The 23,118-nt window shown below is 67.8% G+C and carries 16 protein-coding genes; 6 read left to right on the forward strand and 10 right to left on the reverse strand.

Annotated elements, in window-relative coordinates; genetic code table 11:
* Nucleotides 1-216: 216 nt before the first annotated feature.
* Together AC1DN0_RS09035 and AC1DN0_RS09040 are read right to left on the reverse strand one after the other, a co-directional pair.
* Nucleotides 217-5,745, reverse strand: a complete 5,529-nt coding sequence (locus AC1DN0_RS09035; protein ID WP_441626010.1) for an AAA domain-containing protein — start codon at nt 5,743-5,745, stop codon at nt 217-219.
* The gene (locus tag AC1DN0_RS09040; protein ID WP_441626011.1) at nt 5,742-6,935 is read right to left on the reverse strand and encodes a M48 family metalloprotease; all 1,194 of its coding nucleotides are present in this window, start codon (nt 6,933-6,935) and stop codon (nt 5,742-5,744) included. Before AC1DN0_RS09040 ends, AC1DN0_RS09035 begins: the two co-directional genes overlap by 4 nt.
* Before the next feature lie 345 nt (nt 6,936-7,280).
* On the opposite strand from AC1DN0_RS09040, the gene AC1DN0_RS09045 reads away from it, so the two are divergent.
* Together AC1DN0_RS09045 and AC1DN0_RS09050 are read left to right on the forward strand one after the other, a co-directional pair.
* Nucleotides 7,281-8,234: a 2-hydroxyacid dehydrogenase gene (locus AC1DN0_RS09045; protein WP_441626013.1), complete on the forward strand. Its 954-nt coding sequence runs from the start codon at nt 7,281-7,283 to the stop codon at nt 8,232-8,234.
* 59 nt (nt 8,235-8,293) lie between these two features.
* The gene (locus AC1DN0_RS09050; protein WP_441626015.1) at nt 8,294-9,253 is read left to right on the forward strand and encodes a Bug family tripartite tricarboxylate transporter substrate binding protein; all 960 of its coding nucleotides are present in this window, start codon (nt 8,294-8,296) and stop codon (nt 9,251-9,253) included.
* A gap of 43 nt (nt 9,254-9,296) precedes the next feature.
* Here the strand turns inward: AC1DN0_RS09050 and AC1DN0_RS09055 are convergent, their stop codons facing one another.
* From AC1DN0_RS09055 to AC1DN0_RS09070, 4 genes are all read right to left on the reverse strand, one after another.
* Complete coding sequence (locus AC1DN0_RS09055) at nt 9,297-11,729, reverse strand: TonB-dependent receptor (RefSeq protein WP_441626017.1); 2,433 nt, start codon at nt 11,727-11,729, stop codon at nt 9,297-9,299.
* Between the two features lie 90 nt (nt 11,730-11,819).
* Entirely contained in the window at nt 11,820-12,179 is a 360-nt protein-coding gene (locus AC1DN0_RS09060) for a DUF2946 family protein (RefSeq protein WP_441626019.1), read from the reverse strand.
* Nucleotides 12,180-12,499: 320 nt separating this feature from the next.
* The gene (locus AC1DN0_RS09065; RefSeq protein ID WP_441626021.1) at nt 12,500-13,000 is read right to left on the reverse strand and encodes a GAF domain-containing protein; all 501 of its coding nucleotides are present in this window, start codon (nt 12,998-13,000) and stop codon (nt 12,500-12,502) included.
* Between the two features lie 403 nt (nt 13,001-13,403).
* Nucleotides 13,404-14,354: a LysR substrate-binding domain-containing protein gene (locus tag AC1DN0_RS09070; RefSeq protein WP_441626023.1), complete on the reverse strand. Its 951-nt coding sequence runs from the start codon at nt 14,352-14,354 to the stop codon at nt 13,404-13,406.
* A 213-nt stretch (nt 14,355-14,567) separates the two neighbouring features.
* Between AC1DN0_RS09070 and eno the strand changes: the two genes are divergently transcribed.
* Complete coding sequence (gene eno, locus AC1DN0_RS09075) at nt 14,568-15,851, forward strand: phosphopyruvate hydratase (RefSeq protein WP_477145664.1); 1,284 nt, start codon at nt 14,568-14,570, stop codon at nt 15,849-15,851.
* Nucleotides 15,852-15,892: 41 nt separating this feature from the next.
* Here the strand turns inward: eno and msrA are convergent, their stop codons facing one another.
* From msrA to msrB, 3 genes are all read right to left on the reverse strand, one after another.
* Complete coding sequence (msrA, locus tag AC1DN0_RS09080) at nt 15,893-16,636, reverse strand: peptide-methionine (S)-S-oxide reductase MsrA (protein ID WP_441626027.1); 744 nt, start codon at nt 16,634-16,636, stop codon at nt 15,893-15,895.
* 65 nt (nt 16,637-16,701) lie between these two features.
* Nucleotides 16,702-18,495: a cytochrome c biogenesis protein DipZ gene (locus AC1DN0_RS09085; RefSeq protein ID WP_477145665.1), complete on the reverse strand. Its 1,794-nt coding sequence runs from the start codon at nt 18,493-18,495 to the stop codon at nt 16,702-16,704.
* Nucleotides 18,496-18,538: 43 nt separating this feature from the next.
* Nucleotides 18,539-19,051 (reverse strand): peptide-methionine (R)-S-oxide reductase MsrB, encoded by a 513-nt coding sequence (gene msrB, locus AC1DN0_RS09090; protein ID WP_441626029.1) that lies wholly within the window; start codon nt 19,049-19,051, stop codon nt 18,539-18,541.
* 239 nt (nt 19,052-19,290) lie between these two features.
* Here msrB and AC1DN0_RS09095 point away from each other — a divergent pair, with 239 nt between their 5' ends.
* Both AC1DN0_RS09095 and AC1DN0_RS09100 read left to right on the forward strand, forming a co-directional pair.
* Nucleotides 19,291-20,022: a response regulator transcription factor gene (locus tag AC1DN0_RS09095; protein WP_441626030.1), complete on the forward strand. Its 732-nt coding sequence runs from the start codon at nt 19,291-19,293 to the stop codon at nt 20,020-20,022.
* Nucleotides 20,019-21,521, forward strand: coding sequence for a sensor histidine kinase (locus AC1DN0_RS09100; RefSeq protein ID WP_441626032.1), 1,503 nt, complete (start codon nt 20,019-20,021; stop codon nt 21,519-21,521). Before AC1DN0_RS09095 ends, AC1DN0_RS09100 begins: the two co-directional genes overlap by 4 nt.
* 11 nt (nt 21,522-21,532) lie before the next feature.
* Here the strand turns inward: AC1DN0_RS09100 and AC1DN0_RS09105 are convergent, their stop codons facing one another.
* Nucleotides 21,533-22,432 (reverse strand): LysR family transcriptional regulator, encoded by a 900-nt coding sequence (locus AC1DN0_RS09105; RefSeq protein WP_477145666.1) that lies wholly within the window; start codon nt 22,430-22,432, stop codon nt 21,533-21,535.
* 231 nt (nt 22,433-22,663) lie between these two features.
* Here AC1DN0_RS09105 and AC1DN0_RS09110 point away from each other — a divergent pair, with 231 nt between their 5' ends.
* The gene (locus tag AC1DN0_RS09110) at nt 22,664-23,104 is read left to right on the forward strand and encodes a DoxX family protein (protein ID WP_441626036.1); all 441 of its coding nucleotides are present in this window, start codon (nt 22,664-22,666) and stop codon (nt 23,102-23,104) included.
* Nucleotides 23,105-23,118 lie beyond the last annotated feature (14 nt).

Here is a 23,118-nt window from a genome sequence, read left to right on the forward strand (position 1 = left end):
CTTGAGTGCTCGCGGGCCCGAAGCGCGCATTGCCTGTGCTTCCCCTGGCCAACCTACCTGGTAAGCAATATGACGCCGCACTTCACCAAAGCACCGCGCACAAGCGAACCCCGCCACGGCGGCAGCTATTACCTGAAGCTTGCCGGATGCCTGCTCGTGCTTGGCCTGTTGTACGCCTTGTGAATGAGGGGGCGGGGCCCCCCGCAGCCGTCCCTCCTACTCCTCTACGTAGCCTTTGCGCAGCTTCTCCGCCACCAGCTTGTCCATCTCGCGACGGGCCCGCTCGGCAGTGTCGAACTGCTTGAGATTGACCTGCCCGCTGCTGCCGATGCGGCCGTAGCTGACGCTCAGCTCGGTGCCGCTAAGGCTGGCGCGCCAGAACTTGCGCGAACTGCCCTGCTCGAAGCGCAGCGCCCGCACCAGTTCCGCTTGCCTGGCGCCGCTTGCGGAGGTGCCGGTGCTGGCGTCGTTGGCCGAACCTGAATCCGAAGCCGGCGCCAGCGGTTGCGCTGGTGGTGTCACCACCGGCGCCAGCGGCTCGACTTCCGCATCCAGCGCGCGGTCCTCGCCGTCGGCCAGCATGGCTTCGATGCGGGCCAGTACCGCGCCGGCATCGTGCAGCCAGTCCTTGCCGGGAATGTCGAGCACCCGCCAGCCGAAGCTGCGCAGGATGCCGGGACGGAACACGTAGCGCTCGGCGGTGTCCGCCACGGCCTCGGCCGGCGCATCGAGCAGGATCGCCAGCGCATAGCCCTGCGCGGACGGATCGGCGATGGCCAGGTCGCAGCGGAACTGGGAGCGGCCGACATTGACGTGCACCTGGTGGCCGCGCGAGCGCAGCGCCTCGGCCATCGCGTCGCGGATGCTGTCGGACGCGGCCTGGCGCGTGAAGGCATCGCGCGCGCCCAGGTTCAGGGCGCCGAGCACCGCCTGCGCGCGTTCGAACTGGCCGCGCGCGCTGGCTTGCGCGAACTGCAGGAAAGCGCGCAGCGCGGCAGCGCCATCGTTGTGCACATTGGTGATGGCTTCCGCCTGGATCGTCGACACCACCGCCATGCGGTGGCGCGCGCGGCTGAAAATCACGTTGAGGCGCTTCTCGCCGCCGCGCTGGTTGATCGGGCCGAAGTTCATCAGCATCTTGCCGTCGGGGCCAGGCGCGTAGCAGATGCTCAGGATGATCACGTCGCGCTCGTCGCCCTGGACGTTCTCCAGGTTCTTGACGAACAGGCCGTTGAACTGGTCGTCGTCCTCGCGCACGTACTCGCGCTCCAGGCGCATGGCAAAGTCCGCGTCCTCGCTGGCCAGCGCCTCCAGCGCGGACTCGATGGCGGTTTGCTGCGCCTCCGAGAAGGCGACAATGCCCAGGCTCAGCCCGGTCTCGCGGCGCAGCATCTCGCGCACGGTCTGGGCGATATAGCGCGCTTCCGGCGCGTTGCGCCGGTCGAGGTAGACGCCATCGCCCAGCCGGTGGAAGCTGACCGGCCGTGCCAGCAGCGCGTCGGCCCCGGCGATGCCGGCGTCTTCCTGGTCCGAGCGCAGCGGCGCTGCCTCGTCCTCGGCCTGCTCCAGCAGACGGTCGGGAATGGTCACTAGGCGGCCGTCGTAGAAGGCGGCGTTGGAGAAGCTGATCAGCGATTCGTGGCGGCTGCGGTAGTGCCACGCCAGCAGGGTGGCGGGCAGGTTGCGCGCGGCCTGGTTCAGCAGGCTGTCCGAGTCCAGGTTGATGGCGATGCGCTCTCCTTCCTCCTCCACCACGATCTCGTCGTCGCCCTCGGCGCCGCTGGCCGAGAAGAAGCTGGTCGGCGGCAGCTGCATCTCGTCGCCGACCACCACCACCTGGCGCGCCCGGCTCAGCGCAGGCACCGCTTCCTCCGTGGGAATCTGGCTGGCCTCGTCGAATATCACCACGTCGAACAGGTCCGGCGACAGCGGCAGCGTGTCGGACACCGACAGCGGGCTCATCAGCCAGATCGGCTTCAGGTCGTTGATGACCAGCCCGGTCTCGTCGTCGCTGAGGTCGCGGATGGAGCGGTGGCGCATGCTCTTGCCGAACTCGTGTTCCAGTTCGCGCCGGCCGGTGGCATAGCGCTTCTTGAATGCCTTGCCGTCGGCATCCAGTTGCGTCGCCGACAGCGAGGACTGGCGCACGTGCTCGGCAAACTGCCGGTGCAACGTTGCGCGTATCACCTGGGCGTTGAGCGCGAGCAGCTCGCGCTGGCCCTGCGCTACCGCGCGCGCGGCCTGCGCCAGCGCCGCCCCGCTGAAGTGCGCCAGCGCCGGGCTCTCGCGCTCCAGGCGGCGCAACGCCTCGTCGGCGACCAGCGCCTCCAGTTGCGCCGGTGCGTGGTCCAGCAACTGCAGCGTGGCGGCGCAGGCCGGATCGGCGGCATGGACGGCGCGCAGCAGCGGCAGCAGGTCGGGCAGGTCATCCAGCGCTTCGCGCAGGTCGCGCAGCAACTCGGCAATGTCGCCCAGGCGCGCGTCCGGGGCCAGGGTCAGTCCGTCGCGCACGCGCAGGGCCAGCTTGTCCAGCGCCTCGCGCGCGCCGGCTTGCGCGCGCGCCGTGGCGGCCGGATCGACAGCCTGGCGCAGATGGGCAACCAGTTCGCGCGGACCGCTGGCTGACTGCGCGCGCTGCTCCAGTTCGGCCAGCGCGCGCAGGAAGTCCTGCATCGCGACGACGCCATAGCGTTTGCGGCTGTCGGCATCGCACGCGGCCAGCGCGGCGCCGGCCGCGTGCTCGGCGGCCAGCGCCTCCAGCACTTTGCCGAAGCCCGGATGCACGGCATGCTTGCCGAAGTCATAGCGGCGCTTCAGCTCGCCGCGCAGGCGCCACCAGGCTGGCTGCAGCCAGCGCGCCAGCGACGGCTCCAGGCGCCGGACCAGCGCCAGCGCCGACTCGGTGTCGCCGGAGCTGAGCTTGTCGCGCCAGTTGGACGTCGCTGCCTGGGCGGCGGTGAGCGCCTGGGCGCGCGTTTCAAGTTCGGCCCGCACCTGGCGCAGCGCGCCTTGTGCCGGCGATGCCGGATCGAGCAGATCCAGGTGCGCGGCCAGGCCGGTGTCGAGCAGCCATTGGCAATCGGCGGCGATCGCACGGGCCTGTTCCAGCGCGGTGTCGTGGCCGATCAGGCTGGCGGTGCTGTCCAGCAGCGGGTCCAGCGCGTCGAACAGCGCCTCGGTATCGCTGCACAACTGCTCGGCGCGGCCGAAAGCGCGCTCGTCGGCCAGTAGCTCCCGCGGCAGCCGGGCGAACGGGTGCGCGGCAAGCGCGTCCATGCCGAAGCGCTCGCGCATGGCGCGATGCACGCGCTGGGTGAGTTCGCGCTGGCGATCCCAGCTGGCCAGCGCCGGCAAGCGCTCCCGCATGGCCGGGCCGGTCTCGGGCGCCGCGGGCAGTCCGGCCACGCGGCGCAGCAGCACGCGCACGCTATCGCCCAGCGCCTCGGGCGCGGCCGCCATCGCCGACTCGAAGCGGTCGATACGCTGCTGCTGCCCCGCCAGGGCCCCGGCCACCTGTGCCCGGCGCGCCGCGGCCGCGTCGCCGTCGTGCGGCTGGGCGATCCACTGCTCATAGCAGGCGCGCAGATCGGCGATAAAGGCCTTCTTGTCGGTCTGCGAGTCATGGATCAGGCAGCACAGCGGATCCAGCCCGCTTTGCTTGAGCCGGTGGAACACCACGTCCAGCGCGGCGCGCTTCTCGCAGACGAACAGCACGCGCTTGCCGCGTCCGGCGTAGTCGGCGATCAGGTTGGTGATGGTCTGCGACTTGCCGGTGCCGGGCGGGCCCTGGATGATGAAGCTGCGCTGGCTGCGCGCCAGGCCGACGGCGGCGTTCTGCGTGGCGTCGGACGCCACCACGCTCCACTGCTCGCCCGGCGCCAGTGGTGCCGGCGCCTGCGTCTCGATGTCACGCGGCTCGATCGAGAACACGCGGTCGAAGGCGGGGTTGGGCCCGGGTTCGTCCAGCAGTTGCGCGTAGTCGCGCACCAGCGACATCTTCTTGTAGTTGAAGTTGGCCAGCGTCACCTGGGTCAGGTCCAGGTCCCAGGCATAGCGGTGGCCTTCGGATTCCTGCAGCACAAAGCCCTTGCGGTCGCCGGCATCGGCAGCATCGGCGGTGCCGGCAGCAGGCTGGGCGATATTCGGCTGGCGTGGGCCGGCGCTGGGCGCGGCGCCCGCCTCGAAGCGCTGTGGCAGCTCGCTCGGCCGGACCCAGTGCTCGAACAGCGCCCGCCCCAGCGGGCGGTAGTCGTCCTGCGCATAGCTGTAAGGCGGCAGCCAGCCACCGCCGCTTGCGCGCGCGGCGGCCACGCCCGGCTTGCGGCGCTGGAACTGCTGCATGCGCTGCAGCGCCTTTTGCCGCACCAGCCGCACCGCGGCCTTGTCCACCAGGCGCAGTTCCACCGACGGCTCGGAGCCGCGGATCTGCGCCAGGAGACTGGCATGGATCTCGGCCAGCGAGGTCTTGCCCAGGTCCACCGTTTCGTCCAGGCGGATGTCGTACAGCTGGCTCAGGTGGTGGCGCAGCACCGGGTTGAACTCGGCCTCGCCGCTGGTGCACTGGATCACGTACTGGTCGCGCACGCCCTTGCGCTTGACCAGTTCCACCGGCAGCCACAGCAGCGGCGTCACGATACGCTCGTCCGGTGCTTCCTTGAGGTTGTGCCAGCGCAGGAACGCCACTACCAGGCGCAGGTTGCTGAAGCCGAACTCGGCACGGTCGCGGCGTGTTTCGGCGATCAGCCGGTCCAGCGCCGCCGGCAGGTAGGGCTGGTCGTCGAAGCGCAGCCAGCGCTGCAGCGAAACCGGCTTGCCGTCCACCAGCTCGGCGGCGAACGGGCCGCCCCAAGTGCAGATGTGCTCCGGCCGCACGCTTTCGATCTGCAGCATCAGCGGCACGCTGGCCACGGTCAGGTTGACGCTGGCCGCGGTGGGGCGGAAGTACAGCAGGCGGTTGCGCCGGGACAGGTCGAACAGGCGGTCGCGCAGATGCGCGAGCACCGCCGTGCGGCGCGGCGCCGCACCGCTGGCCCCGGCCAGCGCACGCTCCACCTCCAGGGCCAGCGGCTGCTCGCGCCAGGTGCGCAGCCGCGTGGCCAGCGAGGCCACGTCGGTGGCGCGGTCGTGCCGGTTGATCTCGGTCATCTCCACGATCACCGCGGCCACGATGGGGTGCAGCCGCTCGTGCAGCAGGAACAGGTTGCGCCGGCAGGCAACGAACTCGCGCAGATCGTCCTCGTCGGCGAGGTCCGCGCCGCAGGCCAGGCTGGCCAGCGCCATGCCGAGCAGGAAGATGTCGCCGATCTCGTCGTGGTGGCCGACCAGCAACTCCCAGCTGGCCGGGCCGGGCAGGTACACCGGGCGCTCGATCGGCGCCGCGGGATCCAGTTGCAGCGTCAGGTCGGTTTCCTCGCGGCGCCCGTCGTCGGCATGGCCGCGCTGCAACGTGCCGACGATGTTCAGGCCCGAAGCCGGATGCGGCTGCACCCGGTGCACGGCGCCGATATCCATGACCGGCAGCTCGCCGTCCGGCCGGCGCAGGCCGAGCGCGCCATCCTCGCCCACCAGGATACTGTCGGCGTCGAGCGAGGCGACCCTGCCCTGCGCGTGCAACGCGGCGACCTGCTGGAACAGCGGCAGCATCAGCACCAGTACGTCGTCGGTGGGCAATGCCGCGCCCGCCTGCGCCTCGATCAAGGCGCGCAGGGTACGCGGCGCGCTGTTGGCGATCGTGCTGTCGTTCATGCCTGGGCCTCCTTGGCCAGTTGGCGGTTGTAGCGGTCCATCTCGCGCTTGCCGAAGCCGGCATCGCGGCGCAGGTTGCCGTGCAGCGCGTCCAGGCTGCCCAGCGCCTGCGCCACCCGGCCGGCGCGCAGCAGCGCCGCCTCCTGCTGGTCCGGGTCGGCCAGGGCCAGGTCCATCATCAGCGCATTGAGGTAGGCGCGCACGTCATCGCCGGCCACCTCCGCGGCGAATGCCTCCGGGCCCACCGCGGGCTCGTCGTCGCGCCAGTCGGGAAAGAGCATGCGCACCTGTGCCAGCACCGCCTCGCTCGCCAGCGGCGTGCCGGCCAGGTAATGGGCAAGGAAGCCGCGCGTCAGCGCCTGCAGCCGCCGTTGCCCCGGCAGGTCAAGCCGCTCCAGCGCCAGCGGACCATGCAGCCGGGTCTCGATCCACTGGTCCAGGCCGGCCGCGCCCTCCCACCACAGCGCCAGCGCGCGGGCGCGGATAAAGGTCTCCGGGTGGCTGTGCGCGTTGCTGGCGCCTGCCTCGTGCGACTCGATCTCGGCGGCCTGGCGCAGGTAGGCCGCTGCATCGACGCTGCCTATGCCCGTCTGCACCTTGACCAGCGTCGACACGGCCGGCGCCACCGCGCCGGCGGCCACCGCGCCGCCCCGGTCGGCAAACAGCTCGGTGTGCAAGGCATAGCGCCGGTAGGTCTCGCGATGGCTGCCGCTGGTGCCGGGCGCCGCCAGCGCGTCGTTGAGGATGCGGTCGGCCACCAGGAACCGGCCGTCGTCGCGCGACCACAGCAGGTAATGGGCCAGCTCATGGCCGAATACCGCAAGCAGCTCCACCGCCGACAGTCGCTCCAGCAGCGGCCCCTGCAGGATGATGTGGACCTCGCCGGGCACATAGACCAGCGAGGCGTTCATCTCCTGCCCGGGGGACTGGTACAGCGTAGCCCGCGCATCGACGCCCAGCCGCGCCATGGCCTGGGCCAGCGCCGCATGCACATCGGCATGCGCCTCGGCATCGATGCGATAGGTATCGCGCAACAGCATCACGCGCAGCGCCTCCAGGTGCTCGGCGCGGGTCGTGCGCGCGCTGGCCCAGCGCCAGACGTCGGGCTCGTGGCTGCGCAGGTAGTCGACCACCGTTGCGTGATAGGCCAGCGGCGTCAGCGCGCTGCGATCCGGGGCGTGAGAGTCCATGCGGGAAATCCCAGGGTTGCATGGAGGCTGATTCTACAGGGGGCGGGATGGCTGGCGCGGTTCGCCGGGACCGCCGCTTCATTGGCATGAATGCCCTTGCCGCGCGCTCTTCCCAACCGGCTTGCCTGGTTCCTGGATGGCGTCGTGATTTGCTGCTCACATGTTATGTTGTCATACAACATGAGGTGATGCGTTCGCGGCTGTTGCTGTGTTCCTGGTTCGATTTTTCCGGTGTTAACCCTGGAATTCGCTGTGTACCCTTGCTTGAAGGTTTGCCATGTCATAGGATGACTGATAACGAGAGTACGCCCCTCAAAAGCGGTTCCCTCCTGACAGGACCCCGATATGAAAGCCAACATCCTCCAGCTCAACCCGATCCTGGTCCCTGCGATCAACGACCAGCTGGATTCGCTCTACACCGTGCACCGGTTGTTCGAGCAAGCCGACAAGGATGCCTACCTGCGCGAGCACGGCGCCTCGATCCGCGCGGTCGTCACCGGCGGCCACACCGGCATCGCCAGGGCGATGATGGAGCAACTGCCCGCGCTCGAGGTGGTGGCGGTCAACGGTGTCGGCACCGATGCGGTCGACCTCGAATACGCGCGCGCGCGCGGCCTGCCGGTTACCGGGACGTTCGGGGCGCTGACCGAGGACGTCGCCGATCTCGCCGTGGGCCTGCTGATCGCCACTTGCCGGGGCATGTGCCCGGGCGATCGGTTTATCCGCGCCGGCGACTGGGTCCGGCATCCGCAGCCAAGCGCGATCCCGCTGGCTCGCCGCGTCAGCGGCATGCGCGTGGGCATTGTCGGCATGGGCCGCGTGGGCCGTGCCATCGCGGCCCGCATGGCGGCGTTCGGCTGCCCCATCGCCTACACCGACCTCAGGGCGATGGAGGATGTCCCTCACCCCTTCGTGGCCGACCTCGTGCAACTGGCCCGCCAGAGCGATGCGCTGATTCTTGCCGCCGCCGCGGACAAGGCAGAGGGCATCGTCAATGCCGAGGTCCTCGACGCGTTGGGCAAGGATGGCTACCTGATCAACGTCGCGCGCGGCCGGCTGGTCAGGGAAGACGATCTGGTCGCGGCGCTGTTAGCCGGCCGGATCGCGGGCGCCGGGCTGGATGTTTTCGTCGATGAGCCTAACGTGCCCGAAGCCCTGTTCGCGCTGGACAACGTCACGCTGCAGGCGCACCGCGCCAGCGCCACGCACCAGACGCGGGCGGCCATGGGCGAGATGGTCCTGGCAAGCATTGCCCAGGCGCTGGCCGGGCAACGGCCGGAGTTCAGCCTCACCACCTGAGCGCCGGCAGCCGCCTTCCTCAGCCCCAAAAGACGATAACCAGGATCACAGGAGACAAGATGCAAATCAAATTTCTGGCGGCCATCGCCATGGGCGTGCTCGCGTGCGGCATGGCCGGCGCGCAATCCTATCCGGCCAAGCCGATCACCATCGTGATCGGCTCCAGTCCCGGCAGCACCACGGATGGCCTGGCCCGCGCCATGGGCGCCCAGATCACCATGGAAACCGGCCAGCCGGTCATCGTCGACAGCCGCCCCGGCGCATTCGGCGGCATCGCGGCGCAGTTTGTCGCGCGCGCGGCCCCTGACGGCTATACGCTGTTCATGACCACCAACACGACGCAGGCCGCCAATCCGCACCTGGTGAAGAACCTGCCCTACAACCCCATCAAGGACTTCGCACCGATCGGCCAGGTGGTCCAGGGCTACATGCTGATGGTCGTGAACCCCAACGTGAAGGCCAAGAACGTATCCGAATTCATCGCGCTGGCGAAGACGGAGCCGGGCAAGCTGACGTTCGGCTCGGGCTCATCGTCGGCGCGGGTTGCCACCGAGCAGTTCCAGCACATGACCGGGACCAAACTCACGTATGTCCCCTACAAGGCCAATCCGCCCGCCGTGATTGACCTTGTCGCCGGACAGACCGACGTGATGATCGTCGACCTGACCACCAGCCTGCCGCAGGTCAAGGCCGGCAAGCTGCGCGCGCTCGGCGTCAGCAGCCCGCAGCGCTCGCAGCTGCTGCCCAACGTGCCGACCATCGCGGAGCAGGGCGTGGCGGGCTACGAGTCCGGTTACTGGAACGCGCTCTACGCGCCAGCGGGCACGCCGGCGCCGGTCATCAACCGGCTCAACGACCTGATGCGCAAAGCCATGGCAACCGAGTCGATCCGCCGTTTCGTGACGGAGAACGGCATGGAGGTGAAGGTGTCTTCGCCCGAGGAACTCGCCAGATTCCAGCTTGCCGAGCTGGACCGCTGGGGCAAGATCATCAAGACGGCTGGCATCCAGCCTGAGTAGGAGCCAGCGGTATGCGGTGCGGTACTGCCAGGGCCGCCACCGCCTACAGCGCGTACTTCACCGTCAGGTAGAACGTGCGCTGCGGGAACGGGTGGAACAGGAAATACTTGCGGTTGTTGAGGTTGTCCACGCCCAGCGCGCCGCTCCAGTGCTTGTCGAACTGGTAGCGCACCCGCGCGTCCATGACGAAGAAGCTCTCGAAGCCTTGATAGGTGGCGGGGTTGATGTCCGTGTTGTCGACCGTCGCATAGACGCGGCTGCTGTAGCGCGCCGCCAGGGTGTAGGCCCATTTGCTGTCCGGCTGGTACGTTACCGCCAGGGTGCTGCGCCACGTCGGCACGTAGGGGACCCGCTTGCCGACCGATGTCGCGCCCGGAATGGTGGGGACGTAACTGTCGTTGGACAGTATGCGTGAATCGACGTAGGTCACATTGCCGGAGAACGACAGGCCGTGGATCAGCACGTTGTCCTGCTGGCCTGCCAGCTCCACGCCGACCTGACGTGTCTTGCCCACGTTCTGCGTAAAGGAGACCGGCGTGGCAAAGCCGGGGATCGTCGACGTTTGCGAGATCAGGGCGTTCGACACGTACTCGTTGAATACCGAGAGACGCATCTTGCCGTCGTTGGCATGGTGCTCGACGGCCAGTTCGCCGGACATGACGCGCTCCGGCTGCAGGAAGGGGTTCGCCTGGACAAATGTCGTGCCGGTCTGGATGGATTGATACAGTTCGCCGACGGTGGGGAACCGATACGCCTTGCCGAACGAGCCGGTGACCGACCATGTCTCGGTCGCGTCCCAGGTGACCGACGCCTTGGGCGAGAAGGCCGACTTGTCCACGCCGGGCTGGTTGATCGGCACCCCCACGCCATTGCTGCCCGTCGAGAAATTGAAACCGTCATACGCGCGCCACCATTCGTAGCGGCCGCCCAGCGTGGCCTGCCAGCCCGGTGCCACGCGCCAGACGTCCTGCAGCCACAGCGCGCTGGTCTGTGTCTTGCCAAGCGAGTTGCTGAACAGCGGGCCGCTGCTGCCCGATGTCCAGTTCGCCGTCGTGTACGTAGGGCTGGCGAGCTTGAACTGATCGTAGTGCGCGCCAAAGCTGACGATGTTCGCCCCCGCGGCGCCCTGCGGCCGCCAGATTCCCTTGAGATCGACCGTGGTCCATCCGGTCCCGCTCATGTCGGTGGCGCGGCCGGGGCCGCCGCTCTGCGCGCCTGGGTAGAGTCCGGTGGAAAGGCGGCTCAGGTCCCGGAGATAGTAGAGATTGCTCAGGGTCATTTCCCAGTCGAACAGTCCCTTCGTATGGGTTTCCACCTTCAGGCTCTGCATCAGGTGCTGCTGCTCGATGTTGTTGCTCGAGAACTGGCCGGCGATGGTGTTGGCGTTGTACGCGAACCCGCCGATATTGACGCTGCCGCTCTGGGCGCCATAGAAGGGCGTGCCCGCGGCGGTGCTCAGGTAGGTCTGGGCGTTTGCCTTCGAGCTGTTCTGCCAGTAGCCCAGCGTGTAGGCCGCGCTCAGCGTCGGCGTGAAGTCATAGGCCAGCTTGACGGCGGCGTTGTCCTGCAATGTGTGGATGAAGTTGCCCGCGCCGATCACCTGGATCGCGCCGCCTGTACGGTTGCGGTCCGCGATGGCGCCGGTGATGACCGGCAGCCCGGCGCCGGCCCGGGTCGTCGACTGGCTGACCGTACCGATGCTGAGCGGCTGGCTGAAGCTGTTGAGGTGGCTGGCATTGAACCACCACGACAGCTTGCCCACGCGGTCGCCCAGTGTGGCGCTGTATTGCTGGGCCGGCTCGTTCTCGCTGGTGCCGTATTTGCCGAAATGCTGCACGGCGCCCGTGAATTCCAGGCTGCCTTCGAAGGCCTTCGGCATCCGTGTGGTGATTTCCGTCACGGCGCCATACGAGTTGCCGGGGTAGGCCGCGGAGAAGGGGCCATACATCACGTCGATGCGATCGACTTGCTGCGGCGCCACCATGAACCACTGGGGCGACCCGTTGCCGTTGTTGTTATTGATCAGCGTGGATAGCAGGACGCCGTCGGCGTAGATCAGGCTGCGGGCACTGGCATTGATGCCGGTGGTGCGCGTGGCCATCGGCGACTGGGTGTCGCCGATGAACCGCTTGCGCACCAGCACGTCCGGCAGGTACTTGAGCATGTCTTCGGTGCCCATGACGTTGATGGTCTCGGCCGCCTGCTGTGCCGTGATGCCCTCGGTCGTTTGCGGCAGTTGATTCTTCTCGGCGAAGGACCGGGTTTCGGTGACCTGTACCGCGGGCAGGGTCCGTTCCCCCGGCGCCCCCTGGCCTGCCGCGACGGCTGGCGTTGTGCCGCTGTCCTGGGCGTGGGCGCTGCCGGCCCCCAGGATGGCAGCCGACAGCAAGGTACAGCCGCAGCTGACGAAAGCTAATGCAAATGCCGGTGACGGCAAGGCGCCACCGGCGATGCCGGCGCGAGGGTCTGGATTCATGGTGTTCCGGGCAAGTCTGGAGCGGACCGATAGCCCGCTCGTGGCATGGACGCGCGCCCGCGGAGCGGGGGGGCGATCAGGCGAAGGCGATCATGCCAGGGGTGGCGCCCGGGCCGTTGCGCGCAGGAGGCCCGGAGGCTGGTAGGCATTGCGCTGCAATGCCGGCCGCGCAAGACCAAGCGGGGTGAGGTGGGGGAGAAAGGCGAACGGCGCGTGCGGCACCGCATTGGTGTTGCCAAGATCCGCGCAGACCAGGCAGCAGAGGGCATCGTCGAGGCTGTGATGGCTGCCGGGTGCGTCCTCAGGGAAGTGCGTTTGCTCGTCGATCGGGACAACGCGCATACCGCTTGCGCTGCAGATCGTCATGTCGGCCATCTGCCCGTCCACCTGCCCGTGGGCCATCTGTGGCCACGGTGCATGCAGCACCATGCCGAGCAGCGCGAGCCACAAGATGAGCCGACGAGTGAGGGGCATATTGTATGGAGACAATGGGTGGCCGATTATAGTGGCGAGCCGCCGCCTGCAAGGGCGCTGTGGGCCTGATTCCGCTGGATCGGGGTGCGGCGCAGCGCCGCACCCGCTGCCGTCGGATGGGCGTGTGCAGCACCAGGCATTGGATGCGGCCGGCGTCCTTGCATACCTGTCAGCTTATATCCCCTTGCGGCGCATTTCCCTGTGCTGTGTACGGTTCGCCACGTTTCTGCGTAAGAGGCGCTTGCAATTCAGGCATGCGTGTACGCCGGGGCTGACCGCAGGTGATGGGGGGGCGGCTATGCCTGAGGCCAGCCGAGTTCGATGAACACCTTGCACAGTGCCTCCATGCCTGCCGCATCTTCGTCGTCAAAGCGGCCTGCCACCGGGCTGTCCACGTCCCACACGCCGATGAGCGTGCCGTCGGCGGCGATCAGCGGGACCACGATCTCGGATTTGGAGGCGGCGTCACAGGCGATATGGCCGGGGAATGCGTGGACGTCGCGGACGACTTGCGTGCTGCGGGTCTGGGCTGCGGTGCCGCAGACGCCTTTGCCGAGGGCGATGCGTACGCAGGCGGGTTTGCCCTGGAATGGACCGACTACCAGCTCGGTGCCGTCGTAGAAGTAGAAGCCTGCCCAGTTGAGGTCTTGCAAGGAGTGGAATACCAGGGCGGAGAAGTTGGCGGCGTTGGCGATGGGGTTGGTTTCGTCTGCCAGTAGTGAGCGTGCTTGGGTGATGAGGTTCTGGTATTGCTCGGGTTTGGAGGTGGGGGTGGGATTGGTGGGTTGTTGGTGCATGGTTGGGTCTGGTGGGTGGTTGCAGTCGCTGAACGTTGATGTCAAGGGTTTAACGTCAAAGGCCTGACTTCAAAAGCTTAAAGTCAAAGGCAGTTTCACCACCCCTGCGGGGCGGCGACCTACTTTCTTGTCTTGCCAAGAAAGTAGGCAAAGAAGGCGCCCCATACGGCCTGGTACACCTTGACGGCTCGCTTCGCATCGCGCTGGGGTGTGGCCCGCCCTTGGGGGCGCTCCACACGTTTAGACCGAATCGTGCGCTGGTGATATCGCTTTTCTTTGACATCCTTTGGTTCTTCGTGGCCTTCGTTTCGGTTCTACGTTCGACGCGAACTGCCGTCGGGTCTCCACTGGTTCGCTCCACGCTCCCGCTTGCTGGAGGGGCCGGGGGGACTGGGCGCGCTCGCTATGCTTTGGTGCGTCCCGCAGGGCTTTTCCGGCGCTTGGGAGGCATCCTGGCGGTAGGCTTGCCATCCGGTTTCTCGCACGTCTCCGGTTCGGGCTCGTCGGCCAGTTTATCCCGCAACCATGCGATAAACACCTCGGCGTCCTTCGGCAGTTCGCGCGCCGCAGGTACCGCCATCAGCCCGTACTCGAACTGCGCAAAGCCATATGGCGCGAGCAGTTGTCCATCCCTTAGCTCCTTGCGGATCAGCCGCTGTTCGATCAGCGCTACGCCTGCGCCGGAGAGCGCGGCCTCAATGCACAGGTGCGTGTGCGGGAAGGTGAGTTCGCCGGCGGGGGCGATGCGTTGGCCGGATAGCGCTTCCCACTGGTCCCAGGCGCTGGACGTGAAGTCATGCGTAATGCGCACGCCGGAGCGCACGGAGCCGGCGTATGACGGCGCGCACACGGGCCCGAAGGCTACCGGCGCCAGGTGCAGCGCGCGCTGGCGGTCGGGCTCGGGGTAGGAAGTCAGGTCCCAGGCAATGACTACGTCGGCGCCTTCCGTGCGCATTTCCCGGGCGGAGGTCATGGACAGGCGGATCCGGATGTCGGGCCGCAGGCGGTAGAAGTCCACCATGTGCGGCACCAGCCAGCGCATCGCGAACGTGGCGCTGCAGGCCACGTGCAGGCTCGGCCCGCGCGCCTGGTCGATCAGCCGGCCGTAGCCTTGTTCAAGCTGGTCGAACACGGACCGCACCACGTCGTACATGCCCTGGCCGCGCTCGTTAAGGCGTACCCCGGTGCCGTCCTTGTCGAACAGCGTCGTGCCGGCATGCTCCTGCAACAGGCGCAGTTGCCGGCTGATCGCGCCGTGCGTGCGGCATAGCTCTTCGGCGGCGCGCGTGATGGAGCCGGTTCGCGCCGTGGCTTCGAAGGCGCGCAGCGTGGACATGGGGGGCAGCGTCCGCATGAACTGTCCTTGTATGAAGAAAACTGACGAATACGGGAAATTAACTCGGTTTTGCCGGCGGCGGGATGAATCTAACATCCTTTCCATTGCCATTGCGGCAGCAAATTAATACGGCAACCAGCCTCGGAAGCCGATCCGGTAGCGTGAGTATTACTCACGAAGCTTTCGTGCCGGATGCCGCTGGCCAAGCATTTCTAATGAAAGGAGTGGCGGATGAGCCAGATCACGCAGGTACAGGGATATGAGGTGCTGGACAGCCGGGGAAATCCCACGGTGGAGGTGGAGGTCACGCTGGCCGATGGCTCGGCCGGCCGTGCCACGGTGCCTTCCGGCGCGTCGACGGGCGAGCGGGAAGCGGTGGAGTTGCGGGACCTCGACCCCAGGCGCTACCTGGGCAAGGGCGTGACCCGCGCGGTGGGCGCGGTGAACACCGAGCTGCGCGCGGCGCTTGCCGGCGTCGATGCCCGCGAGCAGCGGCAGGTCGACGACATCATGATCCGGCTCGATGGCACGCCGAACAAGAGCCGCCTCGGCGCCAATGCGCTGCTGGGCGTTTCGCTGGCGGTGGCACACGCCGCGGCCGCGTCCGCGCGCTCATCCTTGTTCGCGCATATCGGCGGCCCGCGCGCCAGTGTGCTGCCCGTGCCGATGATCAACATCATCAACGGCGGGGCGCATGCGGACAATACGATCGATTTCCAGGAGTTCATGATCGTGCCGGTGGGCGCGCCGGGCTTCGCCGAAGGCGTGCGCATGGCGTCGGAGATCTTCCACACGCTTCGGCTTGCCTTGAAGGCGGCGGGCTTCAATACGAATGTGGGGGACGAAGGCGGTTTTGCGCCCGACTTGCGCACGGCCGAGGAGGCGCTGGACTTTATCCTGCGGGCCATCGAGACAGCCGGATACCGGGCGGGCACGGAGGTGATGCTGGYCATCGATCCCGCAGCCAGCGAGCTCTTTACCGGCGGCGAATACGTCTATCGCGGGGAGGGCGTGACGCGGTCCAGCGAGGCCCAGGTGGACTATCTGGCCGGACTCGCCTCACGCTACCCGATCTTCTCGATCGAGGACGGGATGGCTGAAAACGATGCCGGGGGCTGGAAGCTGCTGACGTCCCGGCTGGGCGACAGATGCCAGCTGGTCGGCGACGATGTGTTCTGCACCAATGCCGCGTTGCTGCGCGCGGGCATCGGGAGCGGTATCGGGAACGCGATCCTGGTCAAGGCCAACCAGATCGGGACGCTGAGCGAGATGCTGGACACCGTAGGCGTGGCGCATGCGGCCGGGTACACGGCGGTGATGTCGCATCGCTCCGGCGAAACCGAGGACGTGAGCATCGCGGACCTGGCGGTGGCGACCGGATGCGGCCAGATCAAGACCGGCTCCATTTCCCGCTCCGACCGGACCGCGAAGTACAACCAGCTGATCCGCATCGAGCGAACGCTGGGCGCGCGGGCGCGGTACGCCGGCACCGCCATTCTCAAGGGCCGGACCTGATCGAGCGGCGATCCGCCTGCGCAGGCGGATCGCCGCCGCCATCACGAGCCCGCCACCTTCAGCAACACCGGATCGTTGCGATACAGGTCGGGGAACATCTGCTTCAGGTAGCCGATCTTGGGCAGGTCGTTGACGACGATATAGGGATGCGCGGGATGGTTGGTCAGGAAATTCTGGTGATAGCTTTCCGCCGGGTAGAAGGCCTTGTAGTCCTCGATGCGGGTGACGATCGGCGCCTTGAAGGCATTGGCCTTGCCCAGTTGCGCGATATACGCCTGCGCTATGCTGCGCTGTTCGGCGCCAAGCGGGAACACCGCGGAGCGGTACTGCGTGCCGTGGTCCGGACCCTGGTAGTTGAGCTGCGTGGGATTGTGCGCGACGGAGAAGAAGACCTGCAGCAGCTTGCCATAGGTGACCTGCGCCGGGTCGAACGTGACTTGCACGGATTCCGCATGGCCGGTGTTGCCGCTGCTGACGGTCTCGTACTGCGCTGTGCCGGCCGCGCCGCCGGCGTAGCCCGACGTCACCTGCTTCACGCCGCGCACGTGCTGGAACACGCCCTGCACGCCCCAGAAGCAGCCGCCCGCGAACACGGCGGTTTCGCTCTGGGCGGAAGGGGCCTTCTCGTCCAGCGCGGGTGGGGGGATCCTGACGGCGTCCTCGGCGGAGTTCGCCGCGCGCTGCCAGGCCAGCAGGCCCGCGGCCAGCATGACGAGGCCCGCGAGCCTGGCGGTGGACGAGCGCGTCCACCAGGAGGAGGCGCCGGTTGAAGAGTTCGTGGTCATGATTGCCTGTCCTTGAATATTGCCGTTGGTGATGCTGTTGATGCTGTCTGTTGCCGGTGCGCGCATCAGCCGAAGGTGAATGCGTAGGCTTCGACACCAGCGTCGAGGAATTCGATGGCAAAGGTGCGGTCGGCGACCTTGCCGTTTTGCCGCACCAGTTGATACAGCCGCTGCTCCGTGACCGTGCCGCTGCCATCCGCCGCCACGTCGGTGCCGTGCGCGTCGCCCGGCGCGGCGCCGTCGATCGTGACGCGGAAGCGCACCGGCTTGCCGTCCTTGCCCGGCCCCAGCACCAGGTGCAGGTCGCGCGCATGGAAGCGGTAGACGATGCGCCCGGACGCGCCGGCCAGCGTCGCGTGCTCGGCCCCGACCTTCCAGGTGCCGGCCAGGCCCCAGTCGTTGAGCGCGGGTTGCGCGGGTGCGGTGTAAGTGTGCGCCTTGTCTTGCGCCTCGCCGCCCGGTGATGCAAAGTTCTCCGCCCGCTCGTAGCCGAGATAGGTTTCGCCGGACTGAATCTCCGCCTTGTCGGCAGCCATCTGCACGCCTTGCGCGCCGGTGGCGCCCAGCCCCGCGGCTACCTTCGCCGCGCCGGCGTGGCCGGCTTCCGCCAGCAGTTGCTGGATCACCTGCTCGGATTTCGCGTACTCGCCTTCGCCAAAGTGGTGGAAGCGGATCTGCCCCCGCGCATCGATGAAATAGTGCGCCGGCCAATACTGGTTGTTGAAGGCGCGCCAGATCGCGTAGTTGTTGTCGACCGCGACGGGGTAGTCGATGCCAAGGTCGCGCGTGGCCTTCTTCACGTTATCGATATTGCGCTCGAAGGCRAACTCCGGCGCRTGCACGCCGATCACCACCAGSCCMTGGTCGCGGTACTTCTCTGCCCACGCTTTCACGTACGGCAGGGTGCGTAGGCAGTTGATGCAGGAGTAGGTCCAGAAATCCACCAGTACCACCTTGCCGCGCAATCCCTCCACCGTGAGCGGGGGAGAGTTCAGCCACTGCACGGCTCCCGCCAGCGCCGGCAACTGGCCTTCCACGGGCAGCGGTGCCGGGCCGCCGAGCGCCGCGCGCATCATCGCGCCGGACGATGCGGTCATCGCCGGGCCGGCTTGCGCATCCTGCGCGGGCGCCGGCCTGGCCGACAGCCGGTCGACCAGGTGCTGCTCGATCCCGCCGGTGGCCACGGTCGACACGCGCGCCAGCACGCCGGTGTCCAGCCCCAGTGCAATGGCGGCCACGCCGAGCAGCATGGCGGCGCCGATCCCGCGCCGGACCCATTCCCCCGCGCCCAGCGAACGCTTCATCGCGGTAAAGACCCGGCCGCCGATCAGCAACGCGACCGCCAGCGACGTGGCCGCGCCGGCGGCATAAGCCACCAGCAGCAGCGTGGTGCCGACGCTGGCGCCGCGCAGCGCGGCCCCGGTCAGTACCAGGCCCAGGATCGGGCCGGCGCAAGGCGCCCACAGCAAACCGGTGGCGATGCCCAGCAGGAACGACGAGCCCGGCCGGACTTGCCGGCCATCGGCCTGGGCAAACGCGGAGAGCCGGCTGCCGGCGCTGACCAGCGGGTGCATCAGCCGGTCCGCCAGGCGCGGCAGCAGCAGCGTGAGGCCGAATACGGCGAGCAGCGCAATCGCCAGCCAGCGTCCGTACTGGTTGGCCTGCGTCACCCATCCGCCGCCGACGGCGGCCAGCGTTGCCACGCCCGCGAAAGTCAGCGCCATGCCTGCCAGCAGCGGCAGGCCGCTGCGCACGAATGGCTGGTCGGCCCGCGAGAACACGAAGGGCAGGACGGGCAGGATGCACGGGCTCAGGATGGTGAGCGCGCCGCCCAGATAGGCAAGGACGAGGAGGAGCATGGAATCTTCGCGGTTGGGGTTGGAGGCCCGGATGCCCGGGGGCTCAGGCGGCTTGCGGCTTGAACGCCATTGCCAGGCCGTTCATGCAGTAGCGCAGCCCGGTCGGCTTGGGGCCGTCGTCGAACAGGTGGCCCAGGTGGCCGCCGCAACGGCGGCAGTGCACTTCCGTGCGCGACATGCCGAAGGAGCGGTCCGTGCGCGTGCCGACCGCGTTGTCGAGCGGCGCCCAGAAGCTGGGCCAGCCGGTACGGCTGTCGAATTTCGTGCGCGACGAGAAGAGATCCAGCTGGCACCCCGCGCAGGCGAAGATGCCGGCACGATGCTCGTCGTTCAGCGGGCTGCTGTAGGGCCGCTCCGTGCCTTCCTGCCGCAGCACGTTGTACTGGGCCGGCGTCAGCACCTGGCGCCATTGCTCGTCGGAGCGGACCACCTCGAAGGTGTCGGCGGGCTTGCCCGCGCCCGGCTGCCCGGCCGCCATTGCCCGCCATCCGCTGGCGGCTGCGAGTGCCGCCACGGCGGCACTACCCGATACCAAAAAGCGCCTTCTGCTTCCCATGATGTGCTCCTGGCCTTGATTGGCGGGCCGTTGCGGCCGCCCGTTGCTGATCGTTGGCGCATCGTAGGCCTGGCGCAATCCCGAAGTCCTCACGAAAGGTTAAATTAATTGTGATAACTCAATGCCTCGAAATTTTGCACAATAGCCAGGCCGGCGCACTTGCCGCGGCTGCCCTGCCAGGCGCGAGCGGGATCGCGCCCCGAGGCCAGAACCGGATCACCTCAAACGGATCACCCCAAGTGGATCACCCCAAGCGCATCCTGATTGTCGAAGACGACGTCGACATCGCCAATATCCTCAGCCTGCACCTGCGCGACGAGCGCTATGACGTCGTGCACAGCGCCGACGGCAACGAGGGCCTGCGCCTGCTGGAGCAGGGCAACTGGGACGCGCTGATCCTTGACCTGATGCTGCCCGGCGTCGATGGCCTGGAGATATGCCGGCGCGCCCGCGCCATGGCGCGCTACACGCCGATCATCATCACCAGCGCGCGGTCCAGCGAGGTGCACCGCATCCTCGGCCTGGAACTCGGCGCCGACGACTACCTCGCCAAGCCGTTCTCGGTGCTTGAACTGGTGGCGCGCGTGAAGGCGCTGCTGCGGCGGGTGGATGCGATGGCAAAGGACCTGCGGATCGACGCCGGCAGCCTGGAGCTTGGCGGCCTGTCGATCGATCCGCTGACGCGCGAGGCCACCGTGGACGGCCGGCGCATCGAACTGACGCCGCGCGAGTTCGACCTGCTGTATTTCTTCGCCCGGCATCCGGGCAAGGTGTTCTCGCGCATGGACCTGCTGAATGCCGTCTGGGGCTACCAGCACGAGGGCTACGAGCATACGGTCAACACCCATATTAACCGGCTGCGCACCAAGATCGAAGCCGATCCGGCGCAACCCAGCCGCATCCTGACCGTCTGGGGGCATGGCTACAAGCTCGCGGCGGGACCCGCGGCGGCGCAGGGGGATGCGCCGTGAACCTCGGCCTGAACCTGAGCCGGCGCCTCACCCTGACGCAGCGGCTGTCGCTCGTTTTCTCCGTGCTGCTGCTGGCCTGCTGCGGCGCCTCCGCCTGGCTGCAGGTCCGCTCGAACGACATGCGCGAGAAAGAGGTCATCCAGGACCTGTCGCGCGGGCTTGCCGGGCACATCGCCCGCAACGCGTCGCTGATGGATGCGAACGGGCTGAAGCCGGATGCCTTGCGCCGCTTGTTCGGCCAGTTGATGGTGGTGAACCCGAGCGTGGAGGTGTACCTGCTGGACAGCCAGGGGCGCATCCAGGGACACGACGCGCCGGCCGGCCACCTGCAGCGCGAGCAGGTGGACCTCAAGCCGGTGCAACGCCTGCTGGCCGGCGAGCCGCTGCCTATCCTCGGCGACGACCCGCGCAGCGCCGGCGGGCGCAAGGTGTTCAGCGCGGCGCCGCTGCGCGCGGGCGGCGGCGAGCCCTCCGGCTATATCTACGTGGTGCTGCTGGGCGAGGCGCATGACGAACTGGCGGCTAGGGCGTCAGCCAACTCGGTGCTGCGGACGACCTTGTGGTCGATGGGGCTGGTGGCGCTGCTGGGTTTGTTCGCGGGCCTGATGGCGTTCGGGCTGATTACCCGGCCGCTGCGCCGCCTGACCGAAGCGATGCGCCGCTTCGATGCCGACGCCGCGCCGCCGGCGCAGCCGCGCGTGCCGCGCCCGCCGTCCGCCAACACGCGCGATGAAATCGTCGCGCTGGAGGCGGCTTTCGCGCAGATGGCGGACCGCATCGCCGAGCAATGGCGCGCGCTGACCAAGCAGGACCAGGAGCGGCGCGAACTCGTCGCCAACATCTCCCACGACCTGCGTACGCCGCTGACCTCGCTGCATGGCTACCTGGAGACGCTGTCGCTCAAGGCCGACACGCTCAGCGAAGCCGAACGCAAGCGCTATCTGTCCATCGCGCTCGCGCAAAGCCTCAAGGTGGGCCGCCTGGCGCAATCGCTCTTCGAGCTGGCCCGGCTCGAGCACGGCATCGTCCAGCCAGCGCTGGAGGATTTTTCACTGGTGGACCTGCTGCAGGATGTCTTCCAGAAGTTCGAGCTGCCGGCCGAAGCGCGGCATCTGCGGCTGCGCGCGGGCATCCCGCAGCGCTTGCCCGCCGTCACGGCCGACCTCGGCATGATCGAGCGGGTGCTGACCAACCTGCTCGATAACGCCATCCGCCATACGCCCGCCGAAGGCGCCATCGACGTCGACCTGGCCCTGCGCGAGGGCAAGGTGTCGGTCACGGTCAGCGATACCGGCCCCGGTATTCCGCCGGAACTGCGCGACAGCCTGTTCCAGCGGCCGTTCAGTTCCGGCGGCGCGCATCGCGGTGGCGGCCTGGGTTTGCTGATCGTCCAGCGCATGCTGCAGTTGCATCACAGCCAGATCCGGCTGGTGGAACGGGCTGGCAGGGGGACAGTGTTTTGCTTTGAGCTGCCGGTGTCCGGCGGCGCATCCCGCTGAAGGGGCGGAGCTCAGTCCGCGGCCTGGCCGGCAAAGCGGGAGATCAGCCACGAGGCGGCGGGGCCGGGCGGCGTGTCGGTCCGGTAGATCGCATCGAACGGGTATAGGCCACCCTTGTAGTCCGGCAGGTCGAGCAGGACCAGGCGGCCCGAGTCGAGATCCTCCTGCACCATCGGCACCGGCATGTTTCCCCAGCCGATACCTTCGCGCAGCAGCATGTGCTTGGCACCCAGGTCGGCCAGGCGCCATGTGTGCGTGCCGATCACCGAGAAGTCCACGTTACGCGTGAGCGGGGAGCGATCCGACAGCACCAGTTGCACGTGGTGCCGTCCGGCGCCTGGCGGATTGGGGTTGGCGCTGGCCAGGGGGTGGCCCGGAGCCGCGACCGGCCGCAACATGACGCCGCCGATCCCGATGCGCTCGATCCCTGCCGTGACTGCGCTGAGCGGCCCGCTGACGCCAATCGTGGCACCCTGGTCCAGCACCAGCTGCGCCACCGCCCCAAGCGCCTCCATGTGCAAGTGAAGCGCCACCGTGGGGAATGCATCGCGGAATGCCTTCAGGGCATCCACCACCCGTGCCGCGGGGAGYATCACGTCCACCACCAGATGGAGTTCGGCCTCCAGGCCCTGCAGCAGGCCCTTTACCTTGGCGCGCAACCCCTCAATGTGCAGGTAGACCGTGCGCGCCTCGGCCAGCACGGTGCGGCCGGCCTCGGTCAGTTGCGGTTTTTTCGTGGTCGTGCGGTCGAATAACGCTACGCCGAGCTGGTTCTCCAGGTTGGCGATCGTATAGCTGATGACCGAGGTCGCCCGGCTCAGCTTTCGTGCCGCGCCGGCAAAGCTGCCCACATCCACCACAGTCAGGAAGACCTTCAGCTGATCCAGCGTCGGCGTACCGGGATTGGGCATCTTATCGATTTCATCGAACGTTTCGATCCATATTATCCCAGTTTCGCGTACGTAAAAACGCGCCTACATTTCATCCATCGGCCGCGCAACGCAATGCAAGGTAACGCAAAGTGAAGCAACGGCCATGCGGAAATACAGCCGTGCAGCGCACGTCTTGCCGCAGACCAATCCGAATCGCTTGTTTCAACCGGCCAGCCAAGGCGGCGCGGCCAAACCGAATGGAGAATCATCATGTCTCAAACCGCTCAGCTTGACGCCCGGAGCCGCACCTTTTCTGAATCCCCCGCCACGGCGGGCCTGACGCTGCTCGGCCGTGTTCTGGTCAGCGCCATCTTCCTGCTGTCCGGCGCGTCCAAGCTTGCCGCGCCGGCGGCCATGGTCGGCTACATCCAGTCGGTGGGCCTGCCGTTTCCGCAGTTGGCCCTGGGACTGGCAGTCCTGGTGGAACTGGGGGGCGGCCTCGCCCTGGTCCTGGGCTACCGCACGCGTCTGGTTGCCGCCATTCTCGCCGTCTTCAGCGCAGCCACCGCGCTGGCCTTCCATGCCAACCTGGCGGACCAGAACCAGTTCATCCACTTCTTCAAGAACATCGCGATGGCAGGCGGCTTGTTGCAGATCGTGGCCTACGGCGCTGGCCGGTTCAGCCTCGACGCGCGCCGCGGCAATGCGTGAGTCTGGCCAGACCC

This window comes from Cupriavidus sp. 05N39 (genome assembly GCF_056397325.1).